Genomic DNA, 26,771 nt, shown 5'->3' with positions numbered 1-26,771 from the left:
ATAAATTATGTCAGATATTAACATTACTGCGCAGAAAAGAATAAAATCAACAAAAGGAGCTGTTAATAAGCTTAAAAGAGAAGGAAATGTTCCCGGTGTTCTATATTCAAAAGAATTGGAACCAATAAATATTACTGTTAATGAGCTTTCTCTTAAACCAGTTGTTTACACTTCTGAAGTTCATTTGGTAAATCTTAAAATTGATGAACAAGAAGGTGTTAGGTCAATTTTAAAAGATATTCAATTTGATCCTTTAACCGATCGTATTATTCATGTTGATTTTCAAGCTGTAACCCTTGGAAAAGCAATTCAACTTCAAGTACCGGTAATATTTGTTGGATCTGCTATAGGTGTTAAAGAAGGCGGTAAAATTCAGCAAAATATTCATAAACTAGATATTGAATGTCTTCCGAAAGATATTCCTCAACATCTTGAAATTGACATTACAAATCTTCATATCGGAAAATCAATACTTGTGAGTGATTTATCATATGAAAATATTGAAATCTTAAGTGCAAAAGATACGGTTGTTGTTTCCGTAACAAGCATTAAAGAAACAACCGATGAAGATAAAACTGATTTACTTCAAGATGCTCCAAAAGAACCTGAACTTATTGGAAAAGGTAAATCCCAAGAAGATTCTGAAGGATAATTTTTGAGATTTATTATCGGAATTGGAAATCCCGGAAAAAATTATGTTGGAACCAGACATAATATAGGATTTTACATTTTAGATAATTTTGCAAATAAATTCGAAAAAAAATTTTCTCCAACAAAAAGTGATTTTTGGCAAATGGAAAGTAACATTGATACTTTCCATTTTTTATTAATAAAACCAACTACATACGTTAACAATACTGGTTTGGTAATAAAGGAACTTGTTGATAATTTTAATGTTACTGCTGATGATTTATTAGTAATTTATGATGACGTTAATCTTGAACTTGGAAAAATTAAAATAAGAAAAAACGGAAGCGATGGCGGACATAATGGAATTAAATCTATTATTTATCATTTGCAGTCGGATAAATTTCCCAGAATCCGAATTGGAATAAAAAGCGAATACGATAATCAAAATTTAGCAGATTACGTTTTAAGTAAATTTTCGAATGATGAAATAAATATAATTCAAGAAAAACTTCCTTTTATATTTAACTTACTTTCTGAATATATTATTAAAGGTTATGAAAAGATGTTAGATTTTTATAGTAAAGAATCAAATAAAAATACTTCCAAATTATCTTACAATGAGGAATGAAATTATGGAATTACTAATCTACACTATACCGATTCTTGGTTTATCTGCACTTGCATTTTCATATTACAAGAATTCTTGGATTTCCAAAAAAAGTACCGGCTCTGAAAATATGACAAAAATCTCAAATTATATAAGAGATGGTTCAATTGCATTTCTTAAAACAGAGTACAAAGTTCTTTTTTGGGTAATTCTTATTGTTTCAATTTTACTTGCATTTTCTAATTATTCAAGCAAAGAATCGTCTTGGATGATTGCACTTTCATTCATTATTGGTGCATTTAGTTCTGGATTGGCGGGATTTTTAGGGATGAATGCCGCTACAAAAGCAAATGTTAGAACAACTGAAGCTGCGCGCAAAGGACTTGGTCCAGCACTTGAAATTGCATTTTCCGGTGGAACAATAATGGGAATGAACGTAGTTGGTTTGGGTGTTTTAGGATTAAGTACATTATTTATTTTTTACTCAAACTTAAATTGGGATATCGTAAAAATTATAAATGTTTTATCCGGATTTTCTTTAGGTGCTTCATCAATTGCATTGTTTGCAAGAGTAGGCGGAGGAATTTATACAAAAGCTGCAGATGTTGGAGCAGATTTAGCCGGAAAAGTTTATGAAGGAATTCCGGAAGATGATCATAGAAATCCCGCAACAATTGCTGATAATGTTGGGGATAATGTGGGTGATGTTGCCGGAATGGGAGCGGATTTATTTGAAAGTTATGTTGGTGCAATTGTTGGGACAATGGTTTTGGGTGCAGTTTTTGTTACTCCAGATGTTCCCGAACTGAAATTAGAAGCTGTAATATTACCTTTAGTTTTAGCCGGAGTAGGAATTATTTTATCTATTTTAGGTTCACTTCTTGTAAAAGTTAAAGAAGGTGGAAATCCACAAAAAGCACTTAATCTTGGCGAGTTTGGAGCTGCTGGAATGATGGTTGTTGCTTCTTATTTTATAATTAATTTAATGCTTCCCAAAGCTTGGTCATTTAATAATTTTGAATATACTAGTCTTGGTGTTTTCTTTGCCACTTTAATAGGATTAGTTGCCGGCACACTTATTGGAATTATCACAGAATATTATACTGGTACAGATTATAAACCAGTCCATAAAATTGCATATCAATCTTTAACAGGAGCGGCAACAACAATAATTTCCGGTATGGGCGTTGGAATGAGTTCTACTGCACTTCCAATAATAATTATTGCACTTGGAATTATTGGCGCTTATGAATTTGCTAATTTATACGGAATTGCAATTGCCGCATTGGGAATGCTTTCAACAACGGGAATTCAATTAGCGGTTGATGCTTATGGACCAATATCTGATAATGCTGGTGGAATTGCCGAAATGGCTGAATTACCAAAAGAAGTTAGAGAAAGAACTGATAAATTAGATGCCGTGGGAAATACAACCGCTGCAATCGGGAAAGGTTTTGCGATAGGTTCAGCCGCTTTAACTGCATTAGCTTTATTTTCAGCTTATATGCAGCAAGCGGAAATTAGTGTTATTGATTTAGCAAAACCAATTATTATGGGCGGATTATTTATTGGCGCAATGCTTCCCTTTTTATTTTCATCAATGGCAATGGGTGCCGTTGGAAGAGCTGCGAGAGAAATGATAATTGAAGTTGGTAGACAATTTAGAGAGATTCCCGGTTTGCGTGAAGGAACTGCTGAAGCCGAATATTCAAAATGTGTAGAAATTTCAACTAAAGCAGCAATCAAAGAAATGATTTTGCCCGGATTAATGGCAATTTCCGTTCCAGTAATTATAGGATTTATTTCAAAAGAAATGCTTGCCGGTTTATTAGCCGGAGTTACAGTTTCCGGAGTTTTAATGGCAATTTTTCAATCAAACGCCGGCGGAGCTTGGGATAATGCAAAAAAATTGATTGAAGGAAATTTAAATATTGACGGAAAGATGTATGGAAAAGGTTCGGAACCACACAAAGCTTCGGTTGTAGGTGATACGGTTGGCGATCCTTTAAAAGATACATCCGGACCATCGCTAAATATTTTAATTAAATTAATGTCTGTAGTTTCTTTGGTAATTGCGCCATTAATTAAGTAAATTTACAATCTATTTTTTATAAACCCTGCTATTAAAAATAATTTTAATAGCCTAAAGGCCAAAGGGAGGAACAATGGCAACACGACAATATGAAAGTGTTGTAATACTCAACGCAACACTTGAAGACCCCCAAATTGAGGAAATTATCACTTCAATTCATCACAATATTAAAACTAACGGCGGTGAAATTACTGACGTAGAAAATTGGGGAAGAAAACGTCTCGCTTACGCAATTAACAATGCTAAAAGCGGATACTACTTAATTACCAGATTCGTAGCAGCGCCTTCAATGATTTCCGAATTTGAAAGATCACTTAAGCTTGATGAAAATGTAATTAGATATCTTACAATTGCATTAGATAAAAAAGCTTTAGAATATCTTAAAAATGCTGCAAATAAAAAAGAAGAACCAGCTTCTGAACAAGGATCTGAAGTTCTTGAAAAATCAACGTTAGAATAAGTTAAACAAAAAACGATTAGATGGAGGAAAGAAATGGCTGAATTGAAAATGCCTGAATTAAATAATGTTATTGTTGCTGGTAACCTAACAAAAGATCCAATTTTTAGAGAAACTTCAAATAATACACCTGTTGCTAACTTTCACGTTGCAGCAAATAGAAGATACAAAGATAGCAATAATCAATGGCAAGAAGATGTTTGCTACGTTGGTGTTGTTGCATGGAATAAATTAGCAGATAGCTGTAAAGACAGATTAAGAAAAGGTAGTGCAGTTCTTGTTGATGGCGAATTACAAAGCAGAACATTTAAAACAGAAGACGGAAAGAATAGAACAATAGTAGAAATTAAAGCAAAACGAATTCAATTTTTAAATAAATTAGGTAAATCAAATGAAGAATTTCCGGATACTGCTTCCGAAGATTCTGATGACAGCCTAATTGAAGATACATCATTTGATAAATTCTTAAATGATGAAGAATCTAATCTTATCAATGATGATAAATAGTTGAGGGAGCAAATGAAAAATAAAAAAGCAAGAAGAGTAATAGACGAATACATCGATTACAAAGATGGTAAAAAACTTATTAAATTTATTTCTGATCAAGGTAAAATAATCCCAAGAAGAATTACCGGATTAAGCGCAAAACAACACAGAGAACTTGTTCAAGCTGTTAAAAGAGCACGACAAGTTGCAATTTTACCATTTGTCTCAGAAGCAGTTAAGTAGGAGTTTAAAATGAAAGTAATACTAAGAAAAAATTATGATCAGCTTGGTAAAATTGGTGATCTTGTTGATGTTAAAGACGGTTTTGCAAGAAATTTTTTATTACCAAGGCAAATTGCATACATTGCAACTAAAGGAAATATAAGATCCTTAGAAGAAGAAAAATTACAAATTGTGAAAAAAGAAGCAAAAGAACTTTCTTCTGCAAAATCTTTAGCTTCGGAATTAGAAAATGTTTCTATAACAATTCCCGTTAAAGTTGGTGAAGAAGATAAATTATTCGGTTCTGTAACAAACCAAATGATTGCAGATGCTTTAAAAGAAAAGAAATATGATATTGATAAAAGAAAAATTGATTTGGAAGAACCAATTAAAGCATTGGGAATTTATAGTGTTAATATTAAACTTCATCCCGAAGTTAGCGCTGTTGTAAAAACTTGGGTTGTAAGAGAATAATATTGAGAAGAAAAAAAATATAAAAGCCTTCCGCAATTTTAACGAAGGCTTTTTTTATTTAAGAATAGATTGATGATTTGTACAAAAATAGAAAAATTGATTTTCATAACTCATCTATCTATATTTTCAAACTTAGTTAAAATAAAACAATAATTAATTTACACTGTGGGCATTATGAAAGAGTTAAGATTTAGGTCAATTTTAGTAATTGCAGCAGTTGCACTAAGTGTTTATCTGCTGTATCCTACTTTTCAAGATTATAACAATAATAAAGAAATTACAAAAACAATCTCAAGTCTTAAAGACAGTATTAAGACATCAAATAGTAAATTATCCGATGAGCAAATTCAAAACATTCTTGAGTTTAAAGAAGATAGCATTCGCGTTGCAGATCCCGATATAAAAGCTGCGCGCGAAAAAAGAATAAAATTAGGTTTGGATTTGCAAGGCGGAATGTATCTTGTAATGGAAGTTAATACTGCAAAATTACTTGAAAGACTAGCAAATGATCCCGATGTTCGTTTTCAAAATATTCTTAAAGAAACTACGGAAATTGCAAAAACTTCCGATCAAGATTTTGTTTCTATTCTAACCGGAAAACTTTCTCAAAATAATATAGAACTTAGAAGATATTTTGGATCAATTAGGCAAGAAGATTCTGAAATTATTGATGAACTTAAAGAACAAGAATCAGATGCAGTAACAAGAGCAATCGAAATTATCAGAAATAGAATTGATCAATACGGAGTATCAGAACCTTCAATTCAAAAACAAGGTGCAAGAAGAATAATTGTTGAATTACCGGGCGTTGCAAAAAAAGAAGAAGCAAAAAATCTTCTTCAAGGAAGAGCAATGCTTGAATTCAAATTGGTGAAAGACCCGGAATTTACTTTCCCAATTATGAATAAAATTGATGAAGTTCTTGCAAATTCAAATAAAGATACAACAGATACTGCAATAAAAGATTCTTTACTATCGGATACTGAACTTTCTACTGAAGAATCTGAAAAGCAACATCCTTTCTTTTCTGTTGCAAAGTTAATATCTCAAAACAGCGCCGATGCAATTGTTGAGGAAAGTAAAAAAGAACTTTTGAATAATTATTTAAACAGACCGGAAGTTAAAAAAGTTATTCCTGATAATGTTGAATTTTTATATTCTGCAAAACCTTACGCCGTTCAAGATGGAATTACATATTACAGTTTATATTTAGTAAATAAACAGGCTGAATTAACCGGCGGAGTTATTGTTGATGCTCAGGCTAATATTAATCAACAAACAACCGCTCCAGTTGTAAATATGCAAATGAATTCTGAAGGCGCAAGAGAATGGGCAAGAATTACAGGCGCAAATGTTAATAAAAGATGTGCCGTTGTTTTGGATGGATATGTTTATACCGCACCAAATATTAATGAAAAAATTCCTTCTGGAAGTTCTCAAATTTCCGGAATGGATGATTTGGAAGAAGCAAAACTTATTGAAATTGTTTTAAAAGCTGGTGCATTACCGGCTCCAGTTGATATTATCGAAGAACGTACAGTTGGTCCATCTTTAGGACAAGATTCAATTAATCAAGGTTTTAATTCAACAATAATTGCTTTTATTATTATAGCATTTTTCATGTTTACTTATTACAAAAAATCGGGAGCTTTTGCTGATTTAGCAATGTTCTTTACGATTTTATTTATATTGGGAATTTTAGCAGCATTCAACGCAACTTTAACACTTCCCGGTATTGCGGGCATTATTTTAACAATTGGAATGGCAGTTGACGCTAACGTACTTATTTTCGAAAGAATTAGAGAAGAATTATCTACCGGTAAAACTGTAAAAGCTGCGGTTCAAGGCGGTTTTTCTCATTCTTATTCAGCAATTTTTGATTCCAACATTACATCATTTTTTACAGCAATAATTCTTTATCAATTTGGCAGCGGACCAATTCAGGGTTTTGCATTAACTTTGATGATTGGTATTCTTTCCAGTTTATTCTGTGCTTTAGTAATTACTAAATTATTATTTGAATTTGCAATTGCTAAAGGTTATTCAATAAATGTTGGAAGCAGATCACGAATTTTTGATTCTTTAAATTATAATTTTCTCGGAAATAGAAAAATTGGTTATATAATTTCTAGCGTTCTTCTTTTAATTGGTATTTTCAGCTTGATTATTAGAGGTGTTGAATTAGGAATAGATTTTAAAGGTGGTTCCGAAATTGCAGTTCAATTTGAAAAACCAATTGAAATTACCGACATAAGACAAGAATTGAGTTCAATTGGATTAGGAAATGTTGAAGTAAAAACTTTTGGTGATAATTCCGGAGTTTTAATTAGAACTGAATTACAAGAAATTCCCGCTAATATTATTCCAAACGTTGTTTCATCATTAGATAAAGCAATTAATAAATATTATCCGGGAGTTCAAAAATCAATTGTTGATTCTTCTTTAAATTCATTTACTTATCAATTCCCTTCTTCAGAAATAGCAAGTACACTTATGGAAAAACTATTTATTGATGGGTTCCAAACTTCGCGTGCTACTGATGATATCAACAATACAAAGATTACAATAAATTTAACAATTGCAGATTGGATTAAAGAAAATTTAATTCAATTGCATTCTGATAATCCATTCCAAGTTTTGAAAGAAGAAAAAGTTGGTCCTAAGGTTGGTGAAGAATTAAAGTTTGATGCAATTGTTGCTGTTATACTTTCGTTAATAGTAATTTTAATTTACTTAGGTTTCAGATTTAAATTTGGGTTTGCGCTTGGTGCAGTAATTGCACTTTTCCATGACGTTTTAATTACGCTTGGAGCATTTTCATTATTGTACGGATTAATACCCGGATTAAATTTGGAAATTTCTGTAAGCGTTGTTGCGGCATTTTTAACTTTGGTGGGATATTCAATTAATGATACTGTGGTTGTTTTTGATAGAATTAGAGAAGATATAAAAATTCACAAAACCGCAAATCTTGAAGACGTAATGAACAAAGCAATAAACAAAACTTTATCAAGAACCGTAATTACAAGCTTAACAACTTTATTTGCCGTAATTGTAATTCTTATTTTCAGCGGTGAAGTTTTACGCGGATTTGCATTCTCATTATTTTTCGGAATTATAATTGGTACATATTCATCTATTTTTGTTGCGAGCGCATTTGTTTTAGAATATGCTAAAAAACGCGGACAGAAAATTCAATTCTAAAATGAATTATATTTTGTAAAGTAAAAAGGCAACTTAATTTGTTGCCTTTTTTATTTTAGATCATAAATGTATTAAAGATTATAAAACTTTTAAAACTACCATTGTTATATCATCATTTGGAGCAGTGTTGCCTCTAAAAACTTCTAAATTTTGTAATGATGAATTCAAAATTTCTTTAGCACTTAATTGAGATTTTTCTTTAATAACTGAAATTAATTTTTCGTAACCGAATAATTCATTATTGGAATTCATAGCTTCGTTAACACCATCTGAAGAAAATATAAAAATGTCATGAGGTGAAATACTTACTTCTAATTCTTCTAAATTATTTTTGAATAAATCACCGTTTTCTAAACCAATTCCAATCCCTTTTGGTTTTAAGTATTGAACAACTCCGTCTGTAATTTTTATTGTTGGGGTATGACCAGCTCTGCAAATTTTTATTTGCCTTTTTGCAACATCTATAAACGCAACCGTTAATGTTATAAACCATTGTTTATCAATATTTCCAGTAATTCTTTTGTTTAATTCATATAGAACTTCTTTTGGCGATCTTGTATCAGTGCAAAAAAGCTGTATCATTGTTTGAAGTTTTGACATATAAAAAGATGCTGAAAGTCCTTTGCCGGAAACATCTCCAACAACAATAAACATTTGTGTATCTGTAATTTTAATTACATCATAATAATCTCCGCCGACTTGCATTGCGGGAATCATAATTCCAGAAATATCTAAATTATTTAATTTCGGAATATTAATTGGAAGCAATCCTTCTTGAATTTGACGTGCAACAACTAATTCCCTTTCGAGCTTAATTTTCTTGGCTTCTTCTTCATACAATCTTGCATTTTCTAAAGAAACCGCTGTTTGATTTGCTGCGGCGATTAATAAATCAATATCTTTCCCAGCAAACTGCGCTCCCGAATGTTTCAATCCAAATAGTAATAATCCAATAATTTTCTTTTTAATATAAAGAGGAATTATTGTATAAATTCCTTCCGTAATTAATTCTTTGGAAACACAAGGAAAAATATTTTCAAATTCGGTTTGATCAAAAGCTATAGGATGTTTTAGGTCAACTTTTTCATTTATTCTTGTTTCAATTGAATTTTCACAATTTGTAAATGTTAAATTTTTATTTGCAAAACCATCTTCCCTTTTTAGTATAAATTCACTTGAATTAAAATCCTTTATTGCAATTCCAAATTTTTCAACTTTTAATGAATCAACAAAAGTTTCTAAAACCGAATCTAAAATATTATCAACTCCAACAATTGTAGAAATATCGTTGCTGAATTTCATCAAAACTTTTTGATATGCAAATTGCTCTGGATAAAAATATTTTGTTATAACATTTTGAAATCGGTCTTTTGTGGATTGAAATATTAGAGCAAAAATTATAAAAATTCCTCCAGCTACAACTCCTTGATATTCCGAAGTTACTGCTTCACTTATATATTGACCCAAAACATAAATTATTAAAAAATAACTTCCGGCAATTGTAATTGTTGCTGTTCCATATAAAATTGTGTTTTTTAAAACATCGCTTACATCTAATAGTGAATATCTGAAAATAGAATATCCAAAACTTAACGGAAGAAGAATTATTAAAAATATTGGTAGATAATATTCCGGATTATTAAATATTGAATCTGCCAAAACATTTGCAAACGTATTTACATAAATTATTGAAATTACTCCAACTGTATAACCGATCAATACAACAAATATTGAAGCTCGTTCGGTTGGATCCTTTAATTTCATAAAACTTCTGAATAAAGAAATTAAACCAACAAGTAACGCAAGGAGAATTAAAATGTTAATAAAACCAATTAGAATAAATGTGGATTTATTATCAAATGGATTTGAATTTGCAACTGGATAATAAATAAAATATATTCTTGAAATTACTGCAATTGATGCAAAAATTGTTGGTGCAATAATTAAAAATTTAGAAGTGTATTTCTTTTTAATAATTTTTGTTTCAAGCGGAAAAACCCAAAAGAAATAAACAAAAATAAACGGAAGAAATATTGATGAAATTACCCAGCTTAAATCAGCAAAAAGCGTTAAAATTTTATACTCAAAAAATGGATTTAATAATTGATTTCCGGAAAAAAGGTAAACTGTGTTTGTGAGAACAAATAGAGCTCCAATTCTATAAAATAATAATTGCGGAAATCCATAAGGTTTTGATGATAAAACAACAAATCCAACAGCAAGCCAAATAATTCCAAGAATTGCAAAAGCCAATCCGCCGATATCAATAATTTTCTTTACTTTAATTGTTGTATCAAAAACTTTTCCCTCTCTTGATACCGTAAATACAAGCGAATCGCCGGTTGGTTTTCTATCTGCCAAATATGAAGCGTGAAATAAATTTCTTAATTTTTTCCCGTCAATTTTTAAGAATGTATCGCCGTCTCTAATTCCAGCGTTCCAAGTTATTCCTTTGTGTTTTACCAAATCGAAATAAATTCTTACGCTGTCTTTTCCAATTTTTTCTTGCTTCCACAAACATTCATCATTTGTTCTTGGCGTTATATTTAGTATGAAATACAGATTAATAAACCCAATTATTCCAAGTAAAATTGTTACTGGAAGAATTAATTTTTTTCTGTATTTTGCTAAAAATTTACTTAACATAATTTATTTTATTTTTAGTACTAGACACGTAATATCATCAGATTGTTCTGATCCTTTTGTATGAAGATTTATATCTTCTAAAATATTGTTCAATATCATTTTCGAATTTTGATTAAAACAATTTAACATAAGATTTTCCAATCGTTCATCGGTATATTCATTATTGTTAAAATCCATTGCTTCGGTAATTCCATCAGTAAATAATAAAATTACATCATCAGAATTTAAATTTATAGTTTCCATCTCGTATGGAATTATTGTTTTCATTACACCAAGAATCATTCCGCCTTTTCTTAATTTTTTAATTCCGTCTTTGTTAATCAATAGCGGCGGATTGTGTCCCATATTTACATACGAAAATTCTTTTGTGTTTGAATCAAAAATTCCCCAGAAAAATGTTATAAAACTTCCGTTTGTCGTATTCTCAGAAACTACATCATTCAAAAAATTAGACGCTTCTTCTAATTTATAGTTCTGTTTATAGATTGCTTTAAGAAATGCTTGAAGATTTGCCATTAACAATGATGCTTGAATTCCTTTGCCGGAAACATCTGCAATTGCAATTAGCAATTTATTTTCAGTAAGCTGAACAACATCGTAAAAATCTCCGCCGACCATTTTAGCAGTTTTATTAATTGCTTCAATTTCAAACTTTGCTGATTTTGGTAATTTGCGCGGAAGTAAATTTCTTTGAATATTTTTTGCGATTTCTAAATCTTTTTCAATTTTTTGTTTTTCCAAAGCTTGCTGAAAAAGTAAACTATTTTCAATTGAAATAATTGCCAAACTTGCAACTGATGATAAATATTCCAAATCTGATTGTGTATAATTCTTATTTGATAATCTTTTGCCGAGAAAAATAATTCCTTTTGTAACATTTTTAATTATCATCGGAATTATCACTTCAATTCCAATTTTTTTTAATTCATCAAACTTTGGCGAACTGCTTGCGTGGATTGGGGTTGAGACAGATTTACACTCGCAATGATTTATTAAATCTGTTAAAAGTTTATTGTTGAACTTGCTTTCAAGAATATTAAAAGTTTCATTTTGAATTAACACAATTGCAAATTTTGAAACAAGCATTTGTGCACTTATTGCAAAAGTTAACAATTTTGAAACTCTATCAATATCCAAAATACTGCTGAATTCTTTTCCTAAATCAAATAAAGAATTTAACTGATTGATTTTTCCATCAAGTTGTTTATTGATCTCATTCAACTTTTCAAAATTTTGAATATTTTTAATTGCTGCGCTTCCAATTTTTACAATTGTTGAAAGAAATAATTTGTCTTCTTCATCATAATCTTTTTGAGAAAGTTTTCCACCGAGTAATATAAATCCGATAGTTTGATCAGATGAAATTATTTTTTCATGTATTTTTATATTTTCTTGAATTAACAAATCATCAAAATTTTTATCTAAATTATTTTCAATCAAACTTGAAATTCTTTTTGCATCAATTTGATTAAAACCTTTGAACAATTTAGGATCAAGATTATTTTCATCGAAAAGTGCAATAATTCCTTTTGTGGTTTGAAGTTTTCCGAAACACGTTAAAAGCAAATTGTTTAGCGCAAAATCTAAATTTAAATTTGAGTTAATATTATTTGAAAAATCAACGAGAGCTGAAAAATTACGAAGTGCAATGTTACTATCTGGCAAGTTCATAAGTACTTATGAAAGATATTTGACAAGTGTTACTTTATTCTTCTTGTCATTTGGTTGAGAATATTTTACCTCATCCATTAATTTTTTCATCAGAAACATTCCTAAACCGCCAACTTTCTTTTCCTGATAATATTTTTTCAAATCCGGCTCCGGAATTGAAGTTGAATTAAAATGTTCTCCGCTATCGGTAATAGCTATCGTGAATTTATTACTTTTGACCGAAACATTAATTCCTATTTTACCTTTTTCCGAAAATTTATATGCATGTTTAATAATATTTGTACAAGCTTCATCGGCAGCTAAAACAATTTTTCCAGAAGTATCATTATCAAATCCGGCTTCGTTTGCTGCTGAGCGAATAAAATCTCTAATAACAGATAAATTATCCGTGCTGCTGTTTACAGAAATTCTCTTGGCAATATTTTTCCTAATATTGTTCAAAATTATTTTACCAAATTGAATTTATCTATTGCTTCTTTTTCTTCTTTGTAAAACTCATACAATAAAGGAAATCCAAGTAAATCAAAAATGTTGAAAACATCATCTTTAAGGTTGGTGAATTTAATATCGCCGTTATTTTCGCGCATAGTTTCCACGTAAGCCATAAAAACACCCAAACCGGCACTGCTTATATATTGAAGGTCTCTAAAATTTACAACAACATTAAACTGCTTATTATCAATAAGCGAATTAAAAGCATTTTCAAGCTCGGGCGCTGTGTGCGCATCTAAAAATCCTTTAACATTAAGCACACTAACTTTGCCAACCCCCTCCTTGCGAACATAAAAATCTGCCATTAACTTTCTCCCTCTATTTTGTGGGAATTCCACTTTAATAAAACTAACGTAATATCATCATGCTGAGAATTATTTTTTGAAAACGTTGTTACGGATGTCATAATTTGATTTGATATTTCATCTACCGATAATTGTGAATTACTATTAATTACTTCAACCAATCTATTGTATCCAAATTCTTCTTTATTTTCATTTAAAGCTTCATTAATTCCGTCCGTAAACAATATCAAAATATCGTTATTATTTAGTTGAATTTCCATTTCTTTTAAATTGTTGCTAAACTTGTTTGTAAAATCCAAACCAAGTCCAATTCCCTCCGGAATCAATTTTTCAACATTATTTCCATTAAAGTAAAACAATGGAGCGTGACCAGCTCTTACAAAATTAAAAATTCCGTTTGAAGTATCCATAATTCCATAAATTGCAGTAACAAAACTTTTTTTGGATAAACAGTTTTCTAAAATGGAATTTGCTTGAACTAAAATTTCTTTGGGATTTTTTATCAATTTAGAAAGTGATGAAAAAACTCCTTTAACTTCCGCCATAACAAATGCCGCTTCAATTCCCTTACCAGAAACATCAGCAATTACAATTCCTAATTTATTTTCATCAATTTTGAAAAAATCATAATAATCGCCGCCAACTTCAAACGCGGGCACAAATAATGCAGAAATTTCTAAACTTTCACATTTAGGAGTTTGCTGAGGTAAAATTTTATATTGAACATCTCGTGCAACATCGAGTTCTTTTTCTAATCTTTCTTTCTCAATTGATTCTTCCAAAAGCTTCGCATTTTCAATTGCAACAGATGCAATGCCCGCAAATGTGCTTACTGATTTGCTATCTTCTTCTTCAAATATTCTGCTTGTTTTTCTTGCCGAAAATAAATATCCGTTATTTTTATTTTGTATTAGTAACGGAGCGGAAACTACTGATTTTATTGAATTTGGTAATTTATGTTTCTTATCAAATATTTGTAAATCCGTTGTCTTAACATCATTTTCTATCAATAAATTATTATTCATTAAAAATGTAGAAATATGATTTGCATCAACTAAGCCAATTCCCGAAATTGAGTGAATATCAAATCCGCTATTTTTTTTGATTACTATCCATGCGGCATCAGAGTTACTTACTTTAATTGTTGTAGAAGTTATTGTTTCCGAAAGTTCTTCAAAATCAAAAACTTGGCTCATCAAAATACTTATATCTTTAAGGCTTGTAAGTTCTTCGGATTTTCTATCAATAGCTTCTGCGGTTGGAAGATGAAATAAAGTTGTGAAGAATATAACTGAAAAATATATGATTCCAAAAAGCATTACTAAACTTGCAAAATATTCAAGCGCCGGCGAGAAGTTTCTGATGATGCTGAAATCTTCTTCTTGCGTTGTTGCAAAATTTATTGCGGATAATGAAATCAGCAAGATAGAAATTACTAAAAGTGTAATTTTTTGTTTTTTATTTAGAAATGCAATCCATGCAACACGTAAGGAATTTAAAAAAATTAGTCCGACTGATATTGCAAAAAATGTGTTATATACAATATCATAATCGCCGTCTGCAATTACAACAATTCCATTTCCAGATTTTGTAACATTTAAAAATGATGCGGAAAGTGAAGTTAAAATTATAAAAATAATTAATGTGTTAAAGTATAAACTCGGATCTTTTTTCTGTCGGTGAAAACAAAGTTTTTTGTAAACGGAAAAAATGTAAGCCAAGGATCCAATAAAAACAAAAACAATAAATGTTGAGAATAAAATGTAAACTAAACCGGATGAAATTCCCGCATTACTTTCGCTAAAGAGCCAAGATGTTAATGAAATTATAAAAAAGATTAACGCGTTTAAAATTCCAACATTTACAACAAGTGAAAGTGGTTTGCTTAATTTTGGATCAATAAATTCCGAAACATAGTTTACCCAAGCAAAAACGCTTATTAAAACAAGAAGTTCGTTTACAATTAAAAAAAGTAGAGAATCATTAACAGGAAAAATAATTTTGAAAATAAAAAAAACAACGGAAATGAATACTGCGTTTTCTAATTTTTTATTGCTAAACGAATTGGAATTTTTGATTTGCAAAATTGTTTACCAAAATTTATTATTAACTTTTATCCTCTAATTTCATCTTTGTAAGGTTCAAGAATAATCTTCAAAGTTTCACGAGCTCTAAATATCCTTGATTTAATTGTGCCAACTTCGCACTCAAGTTTTTCTGCAATTTCTTGATAACTATAACCATCAATATCTCTAAGAATTAGTGGAGTTTTCAATTTATCCGGAAGTTTCAAAATTGCTTTCTGCACAATTTTCTGTAAATCAAAATTTTCATTATCAGTTTTGCCGCGTTTCTCATAATCATCATCATGAATTGGAACAAAAATACTTCTAACTTTTTTCTTTCGTAAATAATCTCTGCACTTATTAACTGTAATTCTGTAAAGCCAAGTTGTAAATTTTGATTCAAAGCGGAATTCTTTAAGCTTATGATAAACATTTATAAAAACGTCTTGAGAAATGTCATCAACATAATCAACATCGCCCAAAGTTAGAAAAACCAAATTCCTAACTTTATCCTTATGCTTTTGAATCAATTCCGTAAAAGCTCTTTCATCACCTTGTTTAAATTTCTCAATTATCGGGAAATCATCATCAAGGATATTATTTAATTCTGTTTCTTCTGAGTTCAAAATTTAGACGATGTTTGTTGAAATAAAGTTCAAAATATTAATTATGTATTTTATTCATTATTTATAAATATATAAAATTGTCTGCACAAATAAACTTTAAGAATTATATTACTTCTAATGTTTTTAAGCATTTTTTAATAAACTTTTCTTGATTTAAAAATTACTTATAACTAATTTACCATCAAATAATTAGGAGCAAAGATGAGAATAAAAACTTCTGAAAAATATTCAGCAGTTGTAATTGAACTTAAAGGAAACGTTATTGGCGGTCCTGAAGCTGAAGAATTTAGCAAACTTTTGCATAGTTATTTAGATGAAGATAAAAAAAATGTTGTTGTTGATTTAAGCAGTGTAAAATTCATGAACAGTTCCGGTTTGGGAATGTTAATAAGTGGTTTTACAACAATGAAGAACGGCGGCGGTTCACTTAAACTTGCAAGAGCAACAGAAAAAATTAATAGTCTGCTTGTTATAACAAAATTAATAACAATATTTGATAATTTTGATTCTGTTGATGAAGCAGTAAAAAGTTTCTAATTTATTTTTATAAATTAAATATTTTTACCCCAAATTATTATAAATGATTTGGGTTATTTTTTGTCTTTTTCGCAATATTTAATTTCAATCAAATCTTTCGATCAAATTTAAATTTCTTTGAGGAAAATTTATGGGTGTGTCAATTGTCGTTGGAAGTCAATGGGGTGATGAAGGAAAAGGAAAAGTTGTAGATTTACTAGGTTCAAAAGTTGATATAGTTGTTAGATATCAAGGCGGCGCAAATGCGGGACACACAATAAAAATTGGTGATAAACAATATATTTTCCATTTAATTCCATCCGGAATATTGCATCCAAATGTAATTTGTGTAATAGGAAACGGTGTTGTAATTGAACCAAAAGCTTTACTTGATGAATTGGAAATGCTGCATCAAAAAGGAATTGATTTTGAAGGAAGGTTATTTATAAGTCATAACGCACATTTAATTATGCCGTATCATAAATTAATTGATTCAATAAATGAACAAGGAAATTCCAAAATTGGAACAACCGGAAGAGGAATTGGTCCTTGCTACATTGATAAATATGCGAGAAGGGGAATTAGAATTGCAGATTTACTTGATAAAAAAGAATTGAAAATAAAAATCAAAAAAAATCTTGACGAAAAAAATAACTTGCTAAAAAATATTTATCATCAAGAAGAATTAAATATTGATGAAATAATTAATGAATGTATTGAATTCGATAAAAAAATTGATAAATATATTACTGATACTGCGGAATATTTGAATGATGCAATTTCAAAAAATAAATCAATTTTATTAGAAGGAGCTCAAGGAGCTTTACTTGATGTTGATCACGGAACTTATCCTTACGTAACTTCTTCAAATCCAACTTCCGGCGGAGCTTGTACCGGAACCGGAATTCCTCCAACAAAAATTACAGACATAATCGGAATTGTAAAAGCATACACAACACGAGTTGGTTTAGGTCCTTTCCCAACAGAATTATTTGATGAAGACGGTGAAAATTTACGCAAAATTGGTGCTGAATTTGGCGCAACAACCGGAAGAGCAAGGAGATGCGGTTGGTTTGATGCATTTCTTGTAAATTATTCAAGAAAGATAAATGGAATTGAAAGAGTTGTAATTACCAAACTTGATGTGCTTGGTCATTTTGATGAAATCAAAGTCTGCACCGGTTATGAACTAAACAAAAAAAAATTAAAATATTTTCCAACTTCATCTGCTGAATTGAATAATGTTGTTCCAATTTATACAACATTAAAAGGATGGAAATCAGATATTTCTGAAATCAAAAATTATGATGAACTTCCGACTGAAGCTAAAGAATATCTTACATTTATTTCAGTTCAGTGCGGTTTTGAAATCAAATATATTTCTGTTGGTCCTAAAAGATCACAAACTATTGAACTTTAAAAAAGTACTACAGAATAACTTTTAAAACTTCCGCATATTTATTAGTTTTCAATAGAATTATTTTAAACTAAAAATTTTCAACATTCTAAAAAATGTAATATGAATTTTAAACTTGTTTTACTTGTAATTGCTTTGTCAATTACTGCAGGAACATTTTATTACACACAATCTCTTGTAAACGAATTACAAAAACGAGAAATTCAAGTAGCAGAACTTTATGCAAATACTCTTGAATTTATTGCCAATCCAAATTCTGATAATAATGCTGATTTAACTTTCATTTTTGAAAATATAATTAAGAGAATAAATTTTCCATTAATTTTGACTGATACAAGTGGTATTCCAATAAGCGGAAGTCAAGGTGCTGGAATTAAAAATATTGAAATAGATTCAAACCTAACACAACCAGAAATTGATGCCTTTTTAATAAACAAAGTAAAAGAATTAGCAACTGTGCATAACCCAATAAATGTTTCTTTTAAAGATTTAGACGGAAAAGAAAAAGTATTTAATAAAATTTATTTTGGGAATTCTGTTTTAATTCAAAAGTTGAAATATTATCCTTTTCTTCAAGTTTTATTTGCAATTTTGTTTTTAACAATTTCCTACATTAGTTTTAGTTATGTTAAAAAAACTGAGCAAAGTAATATTTGGGTTGGAATGGCAAAAGAAATTGCTCATCAATTGGGAACTCCAATTTCAAGCTTAATGGGCTGGGTGGAATTACTCGAATTAAAATATCAAAAACCGGAAGAAGTTGTAAATGTTGCAAATGAAATGCAAAGCGATTTAACTCGTTTAGATAAAATTACAAATAGGTTTTCTAAAATTGGTTCAAAACCGGTTCTCAAAAAAAATGATTTAAATGAAGTAATAAATTCGGTATTAAAATATTTTGAAAAAAGAATTCCACAAACCGGCAAAGAAGTAGAGTTAATATATTTAAATCAGAAATCTATTTTCTTAAATTTAAATGCTTCACTTTTTGAATGGGTGATTGAAAATTTAATTAAAAATTCTATAGATGCAATTGGGAGCAAAAAAGGTAAAATTTTAGTTTCCGTTGAAGAAAAAGAAAGCACTATTGAAATTGAAGTCTCAGATAACGGTAAAGGAATAAATCCCAAAAACAGAAAAGATATTTTCAAACCTGGTTACAGTACAAAAAGCAGAGGTTGGGGTTTGGGATTAAGTTTATCAAAAAGAATAATTGAAGATTATCACAAGGGAAAACTTTTATTAAAATCTTCAATTCCTAACGAGGGAACAACTTTTTTACTAATTTTATATAAAAAATTTATTAAGGTTCAAGAATAATTATGAGCGACAATAGACCGTCTTGGGATGAATATTTTTTAAAACTTGCAATGCTCGTTTCGGAAAGAGCTACATGTCCAAGGATGCATTGCGGATGTGTTTTAGTTAGAAATAAAAGAATTCTATCAACCGGTTACAACGGCTCAATTCCCGGAGATGCACATTGTGAAGATGACGGATGTATGATTGTGGATAATCATTGTGTTAGAACAATTCATGCAGAAATGAATGCAATAATTCAATGTTCAATTCACGGAGTAAGCACGCTTGGCGCAACTGCATATATTACAAATATGCCTTGTACAAACTGTTCAAAAGCTTTAATTGCAGCGGGAATTAAGGAAATTGTTATTTTTTCCGATTATCATGATACAAAAGCTGAAGAATTCTTTAAAATTGCAAATGTTGAAATTAGACGATTGGAAATTCCGAAAAATTCTATTAATTATGATTTGAAAAATTATTCTTCCGCAAAGGAAATTAAGAAAGATGAGTAAAATGTCGAATGATATTTTTCAAAAATATTACAAAGCCGAAAATTTTATAAACCGGGATTTAAGCTGGCTTGAGTTTAATAAGCGCGTTTTGGAAGAAGCTTTAAACCCCAAATTACCTTTGCTTGATAAAATAAAATTCATTTCAATATTTTTTACAAATCTTGATGAATTTTATATGATCAGAGTTTCTGCACTCAAAGAACAAATTAGAGCGAACATAATTACGGCAACAATAGATGGATTAACACCTTTCCAAGAATTACGTGCAATTGATAAAGAAGTTAATAGTTTGTTGAATCAAATTTCTGAACTATGGAAAAACACAATAATTCCAGATTTAACACAAAATAATATTTTGATTTCTAAATTAGTTGATCTGCCCAAAAATGAACAAGATGCACTAAGCCAATATTTTCATAATGAAATATTTCCAGTACTTACTCCACTTGCTTTTGATCCCGGAAGACCTTTTCCATATATATCAAACTTAAGTTTAAGTTTTGCAGTATTAATTTCTACATCAAAAAAAGAAAAACATTTTGCGCGGGTTAAAATTCCAAATATACTTCCGAGACTTTTAAGAATTGATAAAATTTTATATCCCAATCAGCCGAAAAAGAATGGTAAACTATCTGCAAAATTTGTTTGGATAGAAGATTTAATAAAAGAGAATTTACATTTTCTTTTCCCCGGAATTAATATTGAATGTTCTCATCTTTTTAGAATAACAAGAAATACCGATATCAGTATTCAAGAAGATGAAGCCGATGATTTGCTTCAAGTAATTGAAGAAAACATTAAGCAACGTAAATTCGGTTCGGTTGTTAGATTAGAGGTAGAAAAAGATATTCCAAATTTTATGATTGAAACATTTATTGAAAATTTAAATATCAAAAATACTGATATACATTTTATTGATGGTCCTTTGGGATTAAGCAACATTATGGAATTGTATAATCTTCCGTTTCATCATTTGAAAGAAACTCCGCACCAGCCAAAACCATTTATAAATATTGATGAAAATGAAAACATATTTTCACTTATTAGAAAAGGTGATATTTTACTTCATCATCCGTATGATTCATTTGCTCCGGTTATTGATTTTATTAAATCAGCATCGCAAGATCCGGATGTTTTAGCAATTAAACAAACTTTGTATAGAGTAGGACAAGATTCCCCAATTGTAAAATATTTAATTGAAGCTGCTGAACGCAGAAAACAAGTTGCAGTTTTAGTTGAATTAAAAGCAAGATTTGACGAAGAAAATAATATTTTTTGGGCTAGAGAACTTGAGAAAGCCGGAGTTCATGTTGTTTATGGTTTGGTTGGGTTAAAAACTCATTCAAAAATGACAATGGTTGTAAGACGTGAAAGTGACGGTGTTAAAAGATATGTACATTTAGGAACTGGAAATTATAATGCATCAACTGCAAAATTATATACCGATCTTGGTTTATTTACAGCCGATAAAGAAATTTGCGAAGATGTTTCCGAAGTATTTAATTATTTGACTGGATACTCTGAAAAAACTGAATTTAAAAAATTAATTGTATCACCAATAAATACAAGAAATAAAATAATTGGTTTAATTAGTCGAGAAATTGAAAATGTTAAAAATGGCGGCCAAGGAAAAATAATATTTAAATTTAATTCTCTTGTAGATAACGCAATAATTGCTGCACTTTATGATGCATCTCAGAATGGTGTTAAAATTGATTTGATTATTAGAGGTATTTGCTGCTTAAAACCTCAAGTAAAAGGACTTAGTGAAAATATTAATGTTAGAAGTATAATTGGAAGATTTTTAGAACATTCAAGAATATATTATTTCTACAATAATGGTAATAATGATATTTATTTAAGTAGCGCCGATTTAATGCAGAGAAATTTAGATAGACGCGTTGAAACAACCTTCCCTATTGAAAATAAAAAGATTAAGGAAAATATTTTTAATAATGTTCTGCAAGTTTTTCTTGATGATAATACGAAAGCAAGAATTTTAGATTCAAATGGTGAATATTTTAGAATTTCTCCAGCTGAAGGTGAAGAAGAAATTTCTGTTCAAGAAATTTTAATGAAAGGTAATTCTCTATATTCGTTAAAATAAATTTATTTCTTTACTAAAATAATCTATAAACTTGAGCAACTAAAAAACAAACTGATAATCCCAAAATTATCGGAAATAATGTAGAAAATATTGTCCACTTTAAACTTCCCGTTTCCTTATAAATAGTATAAATAGTTGTTGAGCACGGATTATGCAAAAGACTGAAAAGCATTAAATTAATTCCAGTTAAAAGTGACCAACCTCCGGCTTTTAAAATTTCTCCAGTTTCATTTACGGAATCCAATTCAAACATAACTCCGGAACCGGCTCCAGCATCAGTAATTCCCGCACTTAATACCGTTAACATTAAAATAGTTGGAATTACAATTTCATTTGCCGGAATTGCAATAACGTAAGCAAGAATAATTACTCCGTTCAACCCAATAAATAGTGCAAAGGGATCTGTAAAATCAATAAAATATTTTGCTAAAGAAATTTCATTGATGTTAATATTTGCAACTAACCAAATTACAATCCCCGCCGGAACAGCAAAAACAATTGCACGCCATAAAACAAAAACTGTTCTATCAATTAAAGATGTGTAAAGAGTCTGTAAAATTCTAGGCGGTCTGTATGGCGGAAGTTCTAAACTAAATGCTGAAGCCTCACCTTTTAATACAGATTTTGAAAGTGCCCAAGATGTAACTAAACTTAAAAATATTCCTAAAAGCGCAATACCAACTACTGCCGATGCTGAAGCTAAACTTGCTAAATTTGGCGGTACCAACCCCCCAATAAAAATTGATGCAATTAAAATTTGTGTGGGCCATCTTCCGTTGCATAATGAAAAATTATTTGTAATAATTGCAATTAGTCTTTCTCTCGGACTATCAATTACTCTTGCAGCAATTACTCCAGCAGCGTTACAGCCAAATCCCATACTCATTGTTAGAGCTTGTTTACCATGAGCTCCGGCTTTTTGAAATAATTTATCCATATTGAATGCAACTCTTGGTAAATAACCAAAATCTTCTAACAAAGTAAAAAGCGGAAAAAATATTGCCATTGGAGGAAGCATAACGCTTATAACCCAAGCCATAGCTAAATATGCGCCATCTATTAAAAGTCCATCAATAAAAAATGGTATTCCAATTGATGCAGAAAATGTTTTTAATATTGGGTGAATTTTATCAATTAAGAATTCTGCAATTAAACTTGATGGATAATTTGCACCTTGAATTGTAAGCCAGAAAACTATTGCTAACAAAAAAAACATTATCGGAAAACCAAGCATTCTGCTTGTAACAATTTTATCTAAAGAAATTTCCCAATTGGTTCTTAAATTACTTTTCTCATTTGTGATGGATTTAGATGCAATTAAACTTGCATCTTTGAAAATTGATTCAGTAATTGAATCATGAAGATTTTCTTTCAAATCCCAACGCAAAGAATCAGCAAAACTTAATAATTCAATATTTTTATCTGTAAAAGAATTATCTAATTTATTCATACTGCTTCCCCTAATTGAACCGGAGAAATTTTTCCAATTTTTCCAATTTCACCGGATTTTACTGCATCAATAATTGTTTGGTCACCTTCTAGCAATCTTATTGCAACCCATCTTACATTTGGTAAATCAGGAAAAACATTTTTTATCTTTTCACTAAGTTGATCAATAATTTTATTTATTCTTTTTGAGTATCCTTTAATTCTATGCGGATTACAAACATATTCACCTTTTGCAACTTGATGAATATATTCCAGTAAATTATCCATTCCAAATTTACTTCTTGCAGATGTTGATACAACTGGAATTCCCAGCTGTTTTGATAATTCACGCTGATTGATTATAATTTTTTTCCTTTGAGCTTCATCTATTATATTTAGGCAAAGAATTGCTCTGTTTGTAATTTCTAAAATTTGAAGAACCAAATTCAAATTTCGTTCAAGTTTTGTGGAATCAACAACAATAATTGTAACATCCGGCTGTGCAAACAAAATAAAATTTCGCGCAATTTCTTCATCTGAACTTGTTGATAAAAGTGAATATGTTCCAGGCAAATCAACAATTTTAAATTTATTGTTTCTGAATTCAAATCCACCTTCTGCACGAGTAACAGTTTTTCCGGGCCAATTTCCAGTGTGTTGACGTAAACCAGTAAGGTTATTAAATATTGTACTTTTTCCAGTATTTGGATTTCCGGCTAACGCAACTACATAATTAAAGCCTTGCATATCAACACCAAGTTTTACAAGATTTTGTAAATTATGAGCCGGACAGTTTACACAATCACTATTTTGATTTATCATTTCCTAACCAACTTTCTTGAGTATTACTTGTTTTGCTTGATCTTTTCTTAATGCAACAATTGTATCTTTTACAACAAATGCAATTGGATCATTTAATGGACTTTTCATCAGAACAGAAATTTTTGCTCCGGGAACAATTCCAAAATCTAATAATCTTCTTCGTTGTTGACCTCTGCACTCCGGAAGAATTTGTAAAATTTCTCCAGTATCACCTACTTTTAAGCTTAATAAATCTTTTTGAATTTCTTCAATAAATTCATTTTGGTCAACTAATTCAACGTGAACATTTTGTGCTAATAATGGAGAAATGTTTTTTTCTTCTCCATTAATAAGAATTGTAATTTTTTTTGATGATTTATTTACAACTTTTATAACTTTTCCGGGAAACAGTTTTTCTTCAACAAGATTTAAGTAAATTGATTTCGGTTCATCTTCAATATGAAGAATTTTTATTGTTGAGTTAACTGAAATTTCATTTAATGATATTCCCTTTTTCTCCGGTAAAATTCCATCGTTGGTAGGAATTGGATCGCCATGCGGATCAAATTTAGGATTCCCAATTTTTGCCGATAAAATATCAGCTTCTTCCGGAGTCATGGAATGTTCAATTAATTCAGCTTGATCATGCCAATCTGATTCTTTAATTCCAATTTCATCTGCTAAATAACTTTCCCATAATCTATGAACTCTTATAATCCTCAAAGCATAATTTTTTCCAGAGTTCGTAAGCGAAATTCCATTTTCATTAATATCGATTAAATTAAACTTTTTTAACTTTGTTACAATTTTAGAAGTTGCATCTGTTGAAATTTCAAGATTTCCGGCAATGCTATTTATAGTTGGTTTTAAATTTTGGTATTCATAATCAAAAATGTGTTTTAATGCATCTTCAAGTTGAACTTTTTGACTGGAAATTTTCAATTTTTTATACTTTGCAAAAATTCCTTTTTGCGGATAAAAAATTGCAATCAATATTATTATAAGAACTAAAAATAATATCAAAGATATTATTGGATTAATAATCATTTTTCAATTTCCCTCACATAAATATTTTCGGTTATTTTCTCGCTTAACATTTGTCTATGTTTATCACTTTCAATAATTATTGATCCATCAAAATTTATTTTTTCCATAATAGAAATTTCTTTGTTGAGGGAAATATTAATTTTTGATAAATATTTCATCAGTTCATCTGATCTGTCATTTACTCGAGCGATAATATATTTTTTATTAACTAAACTTTCTTTCAAAGGAATATCATTTTTTTCGGCGCGAAACTCGCCTTTTTTATTTGGAATCGGTTCTCCATGCGGATCAAAAACCGGAAAATTTAAATGTTCATCTATTTTATCAATTAGATTTGCAGTTGTATAATGTTCCAATTTTTCAGCTTCTGCGTGAACTTCATCCCAAGATAATCCTAAAGTTTTTATAAGAAATAATTCCCATAATCTGTGCTTACGAATTACATCAACAGCAATTTTTTTCCCTTTTGCTAATAATTTAATTCCTTTGAATTTTTGATATTCAACATAACCTTGTTCAGATAATTTATTTGCCATCTCTGAAATTGCTGCTTTTGTTACATTCATCTCTTTTGCCAATTCAGATGAAGTAATAATTTTCCCACTAATACTATTCAGCAAAAAAATTGTCTTTAAATAGTTTTCTTTAGATATTGTTGCCATATATAAACTAAAGTTAAGTATACTTAATTTTAGAATCAAGTATAATTTATTTATTTAATTAAGTATTCTAAAACTTTGTAACTTGGTTATCAAACTCGATATTCATATTTTTAGATATTAAAAATTTTAAAAGAAAGATTTTGAAAATGGCGGAAAATTTAAGTGGACAAATAGGAACTTTACACACAAAACTTTTACCTAACGTAAAATATACAATTGCTGTTGCTAGTGGAAAAGGTGGAGTTGGAAAAAGTACAGTTTCAGTAAATTTAGCTTTGGCTTTAGCAAAATTAGGTGCAAAAGTTGGTTTATTAGACGCGGATATTTATGGTCCAAGTATTCCATTAATGATGGGAATTACCGGAAAACCAAAAATATTTCAAAGTGAAGGAAATAATAAAATGATTCCGTTGGAGAATTACGGTATTAAATTGATGTCAATTGGATTTTTAATTGATGACGATAATCCCGTAATTTGGCGCGGACCAATGGCAAGCGGTGCATTAAAACAATTTATGTCTGATGTTGATTGGGGAGAACTTGATTATTTAATTTATGATTTACCTCCTGGGACCGGAGATATTCAATTAACATTGGTGCAAACAATTCCCTTAACCGGAGCAATTATTGTTACAACTCCTCAAGAAGTTTCATTAATTGATGCGAAAAAAGGTTTGAAAATGTTTGAAAAAGTTAATGTTCCAGTTTACGGAATTATTGAAAATATGAGTTATTTTATTGCTCCAGATACCGGCAATAAATATAATATTTTTGGTACCGGCGGCGGTAAAAGTTTAGCAAAAGATTTAAACTCAAGATTTCTGGGCGGAATTCCAATTGATCCAAGAATTTGTGAAGGCGGAGACAATGGGAAACCAATAGTTCAAGTTTTACCTGAAAGTGAAGAATCACAAATAATAATTGGAATTGCACAAAATTTAATTACATCGGTTGAAAATAATGCTTCCTCATCATCAGAAATTGAAATAGAATTGTAA

The 26,771-nt window shown here is 29.8% G+C and carries 24 protein-coding genes; 14 read left to right on the top strand and 10 right to left on the bottom strand.

Annotation, left to right across the window (positions count from 1 at the left end):
- Positions 1 to 7: 7 nt before the first annotated feature.
- The 8 genes from IPM32_09800 to secD all read left to right on the top strand — a co-directional run bounded on the left by IPM32_09800 (position 8) and on the right by secD (position 8,172).
- On the top strand, positions 8 to 652 hold the full coding sequence (locus IPM32_09800; GenBank protein ID MBK8945548.1) for a 50S ribosomal protein L25: 645 nt from the start codon (positions 8 to 10) through the stop codon (positions 650 to 652).
- A gap of 3 nt (positions 653 to 655) precedes the next feature.
- Positions 656 to 1,258 (top strand): aminoacyl-tRNA hydrolase, encoded by a 603-nt coding sequence (locus tag IPM32_09795; protein ID MBK8945547.1) that lies wholly within the window; start codon positions 656 to 658, stop codon positions 1,256 to 1,258.
- 4 nt (positions 1,259 to 1,262) lie between these two features.
- Positions 1,263 to 3,329 (top strand): sodium-translocating pyrophosphatase, encoded by a 2,067-nt coding sequence (locus tag IPM32_09790; protein MBK8945546.1) that lies wholly within the window; start codon positions 1,263 to 1,265, stop codon positions 3,327 to 3,329.
- 73 nt (positions 3,330 to 3,402) lie between these two features.
- The gene (rpsF, locus tag IPM32_09785; protein MBK8945545.1) at positions 3,403 to 3,789 is read left to right on the top strand and encodes a 30S ribosomal protein S6; all 387 of its coding nucleotides are present in this window, start codon (positions 3,403 to 3,405) and stop codon (positions 3,787 to 3,789) included.
- A 33-nt stretch (positions 3,790 to 3,822) separates the two neighbouring features.
- Positions 3,823 to 4,293 carry a single-stranded DNA-binding protein gene (locus tag IPM32_09780; protein MBK8945544.1) on the top strand — a complete coding sequence of 157 codons (471 nt, stop codon included), beginning with the start codon at positions 3,823 to 3,825 and terminating at the stop codon, positions 4,291 to 4,293.
- Positions 4,294 to 4,305: 12 nt separating this feature from the next.
- Positions 4,306 to 4,515: a 30S ribosomal protein S18 gene (locus tag IPM32_09775; protein ID MBK8945543.1), complete on the top strand. Its 210-nt coding sequence runs from the start codon at positions 4,306 to 4,308 to the stop codon at positions 4,513 to 4,515.
- Between the two features lie 9 nt (positions 4,516 to 4,524).
- Positions 4,525 to 4,968, top strand: coding sequence for a 50S ribosomal protein L9 (locus IPM32_09770; protein MBK8945542.1), 444 nt, complete (start codon positions 4,525 to 4,527; stop codon positions 4,966 to 4,968).
- Positions 4,969 to 5,142: 174 nt separating this feature from the next.
- Positions 5,143 to 8,172, top strand: coding sequence for a protein translocase subunit SecD (gene secD / locus IPM32_09765; protein MBK8945541.1), 3,030 nt, complete (start codon positions 5,143 to 5,145; stop codon positions 8,170 to 8,172).
- 78 nt (positions 8,173 to 8,250) lie between these two features.
- Here secD and IPM32_09760 read toward each other — a convergent pair whose 3' ends face one another.
- The 6 genes from IPM32_09760 to IPM32_09735 are packed head-to-tail and all read right to left on the bottom strand — an operon-like array spanning position 8,251 to position 15,981.
- Positions 8,251 to 10,818, bottom strand: a complete 2,568-nt coding sequence (locus tag IPM32_09760) for a SpoIIE family protein phosphatase (GenBank protein MBK8945540.1) — start codon at positions 10,816 to 10,818, stop codon at positions 8,251 to 8,253.
- A 3-nt stretch (positions 10,819 to 10,821) separates the two neighbouring features.
- On the bottom strand, positions 10,822 to 12,489 hold the full coding sequence (locus IPM32_09755) for a SpoIIE family protein phosphatase (GenBank protein MBK8945539.1): 1,668 nt from the start codon (positions 12,487 to 12,489) through the stop codon (positions 10,822 to 10,824).
- Between the two features lie 6 nt (positions 12,490 to 12,495).
- Positions 12,496 to 12,921 carry an ATP-binding protein gene (locus IPM32_09750; GenBank protein ID MBK8945538.1) on the bottom strand — a complete coding sequence of 142 codons (426 nt, stop codon included), beginning with the start codon at positions 12,919 to 12,921 and terminating at the stop codon, positions 12,496 to 12,498.
- 11 nt (positions 12,922 to 12,932) lie between these two features.
- On the bottom strand, positions 12,933 to 13,286 hold the full coding sequence (locus tag IPM32_09745; GenBank protein MBK8945537.1) for an STAS domain-containing protein: 354 nt from the start codon (positions 13,284 to 13,286) through the stop codon (positions 12,933 to 12,935).
- Positions 13,286 to 15,370: a SpoIIE family protein phosphatase gene (locus IPM32_09740; GenBank protein MBK8945536.1), complete on the bottom strand. Its 2,085-nt coding sequence runs from the start codon at positions 15,368 to 15,370 to the stop codon at positions 13,286 to 13,288. The genes IPM32_09745 and IPM32_09740 overlap by 1 nt, the downstream gene beginning before the upstream one ends.
- Before the next feature lie 29 nt (positions 15,371 to 15,399).
- Entirely contained in the window at positions 15,400 to 15,981 is a 582-nt protein-coding gene (locus tag IPM32_09735) for a sigma-70 family RNA polymerase sigma factor (protein MBK8945535.1), read from the bottom strand.
- Positions 15,982 to 16,179: 198 nt separating this feature from the next.
- Here IPM32_09735 and IPM32_09730 point away from each other — a divergent pair, with 198 nt between their 5' ends.
- From IPM32_09730 to ppk1, 5 genes are all read left to right on the top strand, one after another.
- Positions 16,180 to 16,515 carry an STAS domain-containing protein gene (locus IPM32_09730; GenBank protein ID MBK8945534.1) on the top strand — a complete coding sequence of 112 codons (336 nt, stop codon included), beginning with the start codon at positions 16,180 to 16,182 and terminating at the stop codon, positions 16,513 to 16,515.
- Positions 16,516 to 16,645: 130 nt separating this feature from the next.
- Positions 16,646 to 17,914 (top strand): adenylosuccinate synthase, encoded by a 1,269-nt coding sequence (locus IPM32_09725; GenBank protein MBK8945533.1) that lies wholly within the window; start codon positions 16,646 to 16,648, stop codon positions 17,912 to 17,914.
- 99 nt (positions 17,915 to 18,013) lie between these two features.
- Positions 18,014 to 19,231, top strand: a complete 1,218-nt coding sequence (locus IPM32_09720) for a HAMP domain-containing histidine kinase (GenBank protein ID MBK8945532.1) — start codon at positions 18,014 to 18,016, stop codon at positions 19,229 to 19,231.
- Positions 19,232 to 19,233: 2 nt separating this feature from the next.
- Positions 19,234 to 19,728 (top strand): dCMP deaminase, encoded by a 495-nt coding sequence (locus IPM32_09715; protein ID MBK8945531.1) that lies wholly within the window; start codon positions 19,234 to 19,236, stop codon positions 19,726 to 19,728.
- Positions 19,721 to 21,835 (top strand): polyphosphate kinase 1, encoded by a 2,115-nt coding sequence (ppk1, locus tag IPM32_09710; GenBank protein MBK8945530.1) that lies wholly within the window; start codon positions 19,721 to 19,723, stop codon positions 21,833 to 21,835. Before IPM32_09715 ends, ppk1 begins: the two co-directional genes overlap by 8 nt.
- Before the next feature lie 13 nt (positions 21,836 to 21,848).
- Here the strand turns inward: ppk1 and IPM32_09705 are convergent, their stop codons facing one another.
- From IPM32_09705 to IPM32_09690, 4 genes are read right to left on the bottom strand one after another with little or no spacing between them, the layout of a single operon-like run.
- A complete protein-coding gene (locus IPM32_09705) occupies positions 21,849 to 23,285 on the bottom strand; it encodes a ferrous iron transporter B (protein MBK8945529.1) in 1,437 nt (478 codons plus the stop codon).
- Positions 23,282 to 24,085 carry a 50S ribosome-binding GTPase gene (locus IPM32_09700; GenBank protein ID MBK8945528.1) on the bottom strand — a complete coding sequence of 268 codons (804 nt, stop codon included), beginning with the start codon at positions 24,083 to 24,085 and terminating at the stop codon, positions 23,282 to 23,284. The genes IPM32_09705 and IPM32_09700 overlap by 4 nt, the downstream gene beginning before the upstream one ends.
- Before the next feature lie 3 nt (positions 24,086 to 24,088).
- Positions 24,089 to 25,111: a metal-dependent transcriptional regulator gene (locus IPM32_09695; protein MBK8945527.1), complete on the bottom strand. Its 1,023-nt coding sequence runs from the start codon at positions 25,109 to 25,111 to the stop codon at positions 24,089 to 24,091.
- On the bottom strand, positions 25,108 to 25,773 hold the full coding sequence (locus IPM32_09690; protein MBK8945526.1) for a metal-dependent transcriptional regulator: 666 nt from the start codon (positions 25,771 to 25,773) through the stop codon (positions 25,108 to 25,110). The genes IPM32_09695 and IPM32_09690 overlap by 4 nt, the downstream gene beginning before the upstream one ends.
- A gap of 146 nt (positions 25,774 to 25,919) precedes the next feature.
- On the opposite strand from IPM32_09690, the gene IPM32_09685 reads away from it, so the two are divergent.
- The gene (locus IPM32_09685) at positions 25,920 to 26,771 is read left to right on the top strand and encodes an Mrp/NBP35 family ATP-binding protein (protein MBK8945525.1); all 852 of its coding nucleotides are present in this window, start codon (positions 25,920 to 25,922) and stop codon (positions 26,769 to 26,771) included.

Source organism: Ignavibacteriota bacterium, assembly GCA_016716225.1.
GTDB lineage: Bacteria > Bacteroidota > Ignavibacteria > Ignavibacteriales > Melioribacteraceae.
Note: the sequence above shows the minus strand (reverse complement) of the source record. Positions and strands in the feature narration are given on the sequence as shown.

Coding starts and splice junctions, on each gene's coding strand:
- IPM32_09790 (MBK8945546.1), top strand. CDS start 1,263: ATGGAATTACTAATCTACACTATACCGATTCTTGGTTTATCTGCACTT.
- IPM32_09695 (MBK8945527.1), bottom strand. CDS start 25,111: ATGATTATTAATCCAATAATATCTTTGATATTATTTTTAGTTCTTATA.
- IPM32_09715 (MBK8945531.1), top strand. CDS start 19,234: ATGAGCGACAATAGACCGTCTTGGGATGAATATTTTTTAAAACTTGCA.
- rpsF (MBK8945545.1), top strand. CDS start 3,403: ATGGCAACACGACAATATGAAAGTGTTGTAATACTCAACGCAACACTT.
- IPM32_09780 (MBK8945544.1), top strand. CDS start 3,823: ATGGCTGAATTGAAAATGCCTGAATTAAATAATGTTATTGTTGCTGGT.
- IPM32_09685 (MBK8945525.1), top strand. CDS start 25,920: ATGGCGGAAAATTTAAGTGGACAAATAGGAACTTTACACACAAAACTT.
- IPM32_09775 (MBK8945543.1), top strand. CDS start 4,306: ATGAAAAATAAAAAAGCAAGAAGAGTAATAGACGAATACATCGATTAC.
- IPM32_09720 (MBK8945532.1), top strand. CDS start 18,014: ATGAATTTTAAACTTGTTTTACTTGTAATTGCTTTGTCAATTACTGCA.
- IPM32_09725 (MBK8945533.1), top strand. CDS start 16,646: ATGGGTGTGTCAATTGTCGTTGGAAGTCAATGGGGTGATGAAGGAAAA.
- IPM32_09700 (MBK8945528.1), bottom strand. CDS start 24,085: ATGATAAATCAAAATAGTGATTGTGTAAACTGTCCGGCTCATAATTTA.
- IPM32_09730 (MBK8945534.1), top strand. CDS start 16,180: ATGAGAATAAAAACTTCTGAAAAATATTCAGCAGTTGTAATTGAACTT.
- ppk1 (MBK8945530.1), top strand. CDS start 19,721: ATGAGTAAAATGTCGAATGATATTTTTCAAAAATATTACAAAGCCGAA.
- IPM32_09800 (MBK8945548.1), top strand. CDS start 8: ATGTCAGATATTAACATTACTGCGCAGAAAAGAATAAAATCAACAAAA.
- IPM32_09755 (MBK8945539.1), bottom strand. CDS start 12,489: ATGAACTTGCCAGATAGTAACATTGCACTTCGTAATTTTTCAGCTCTC.
- secD (MBK8945541.1), top strand. CDS start 5,143: ATGAAAGAGTTAAGATTTAGGTCAATTTTAGTAATTGCAGCAGTTGCA.
- IPM32_09705 (MBK8945529.1), bottom strand. CDS start 23,285: ATGAATAAATTAGATAATTCTTTTACAGATAAAAATATTGAATTATTA.
- IPM32_09770 (MBK8945542.1), top strand. CDS start 4,525: ATGAAAGTAATACTAAGAAAAAATTATGATCAGCTTGGTAAAATTGGT.
- IPM32_09690 (MBK8945526.1), bottom strand. CDS start 25,773: ATGGCAACAATATCTAAAGAAAACTATTTAAAGACAATTTTTTTGCTG.
- IPM32_09760 (MBK8945540.1), bottom strand. CDS start 10,818: ATGTTAAGTAAATTTTTAGCAAAATACAGAAAAAAATTAATTCTTCCA.
- IPM32_09745 (MBK8945537.1), bottom strand. CDS start 13,286: ATGGCAGATTTTTATGTTCGCAAGGAGGGGGTTGGCAAAGTTAGTGTG.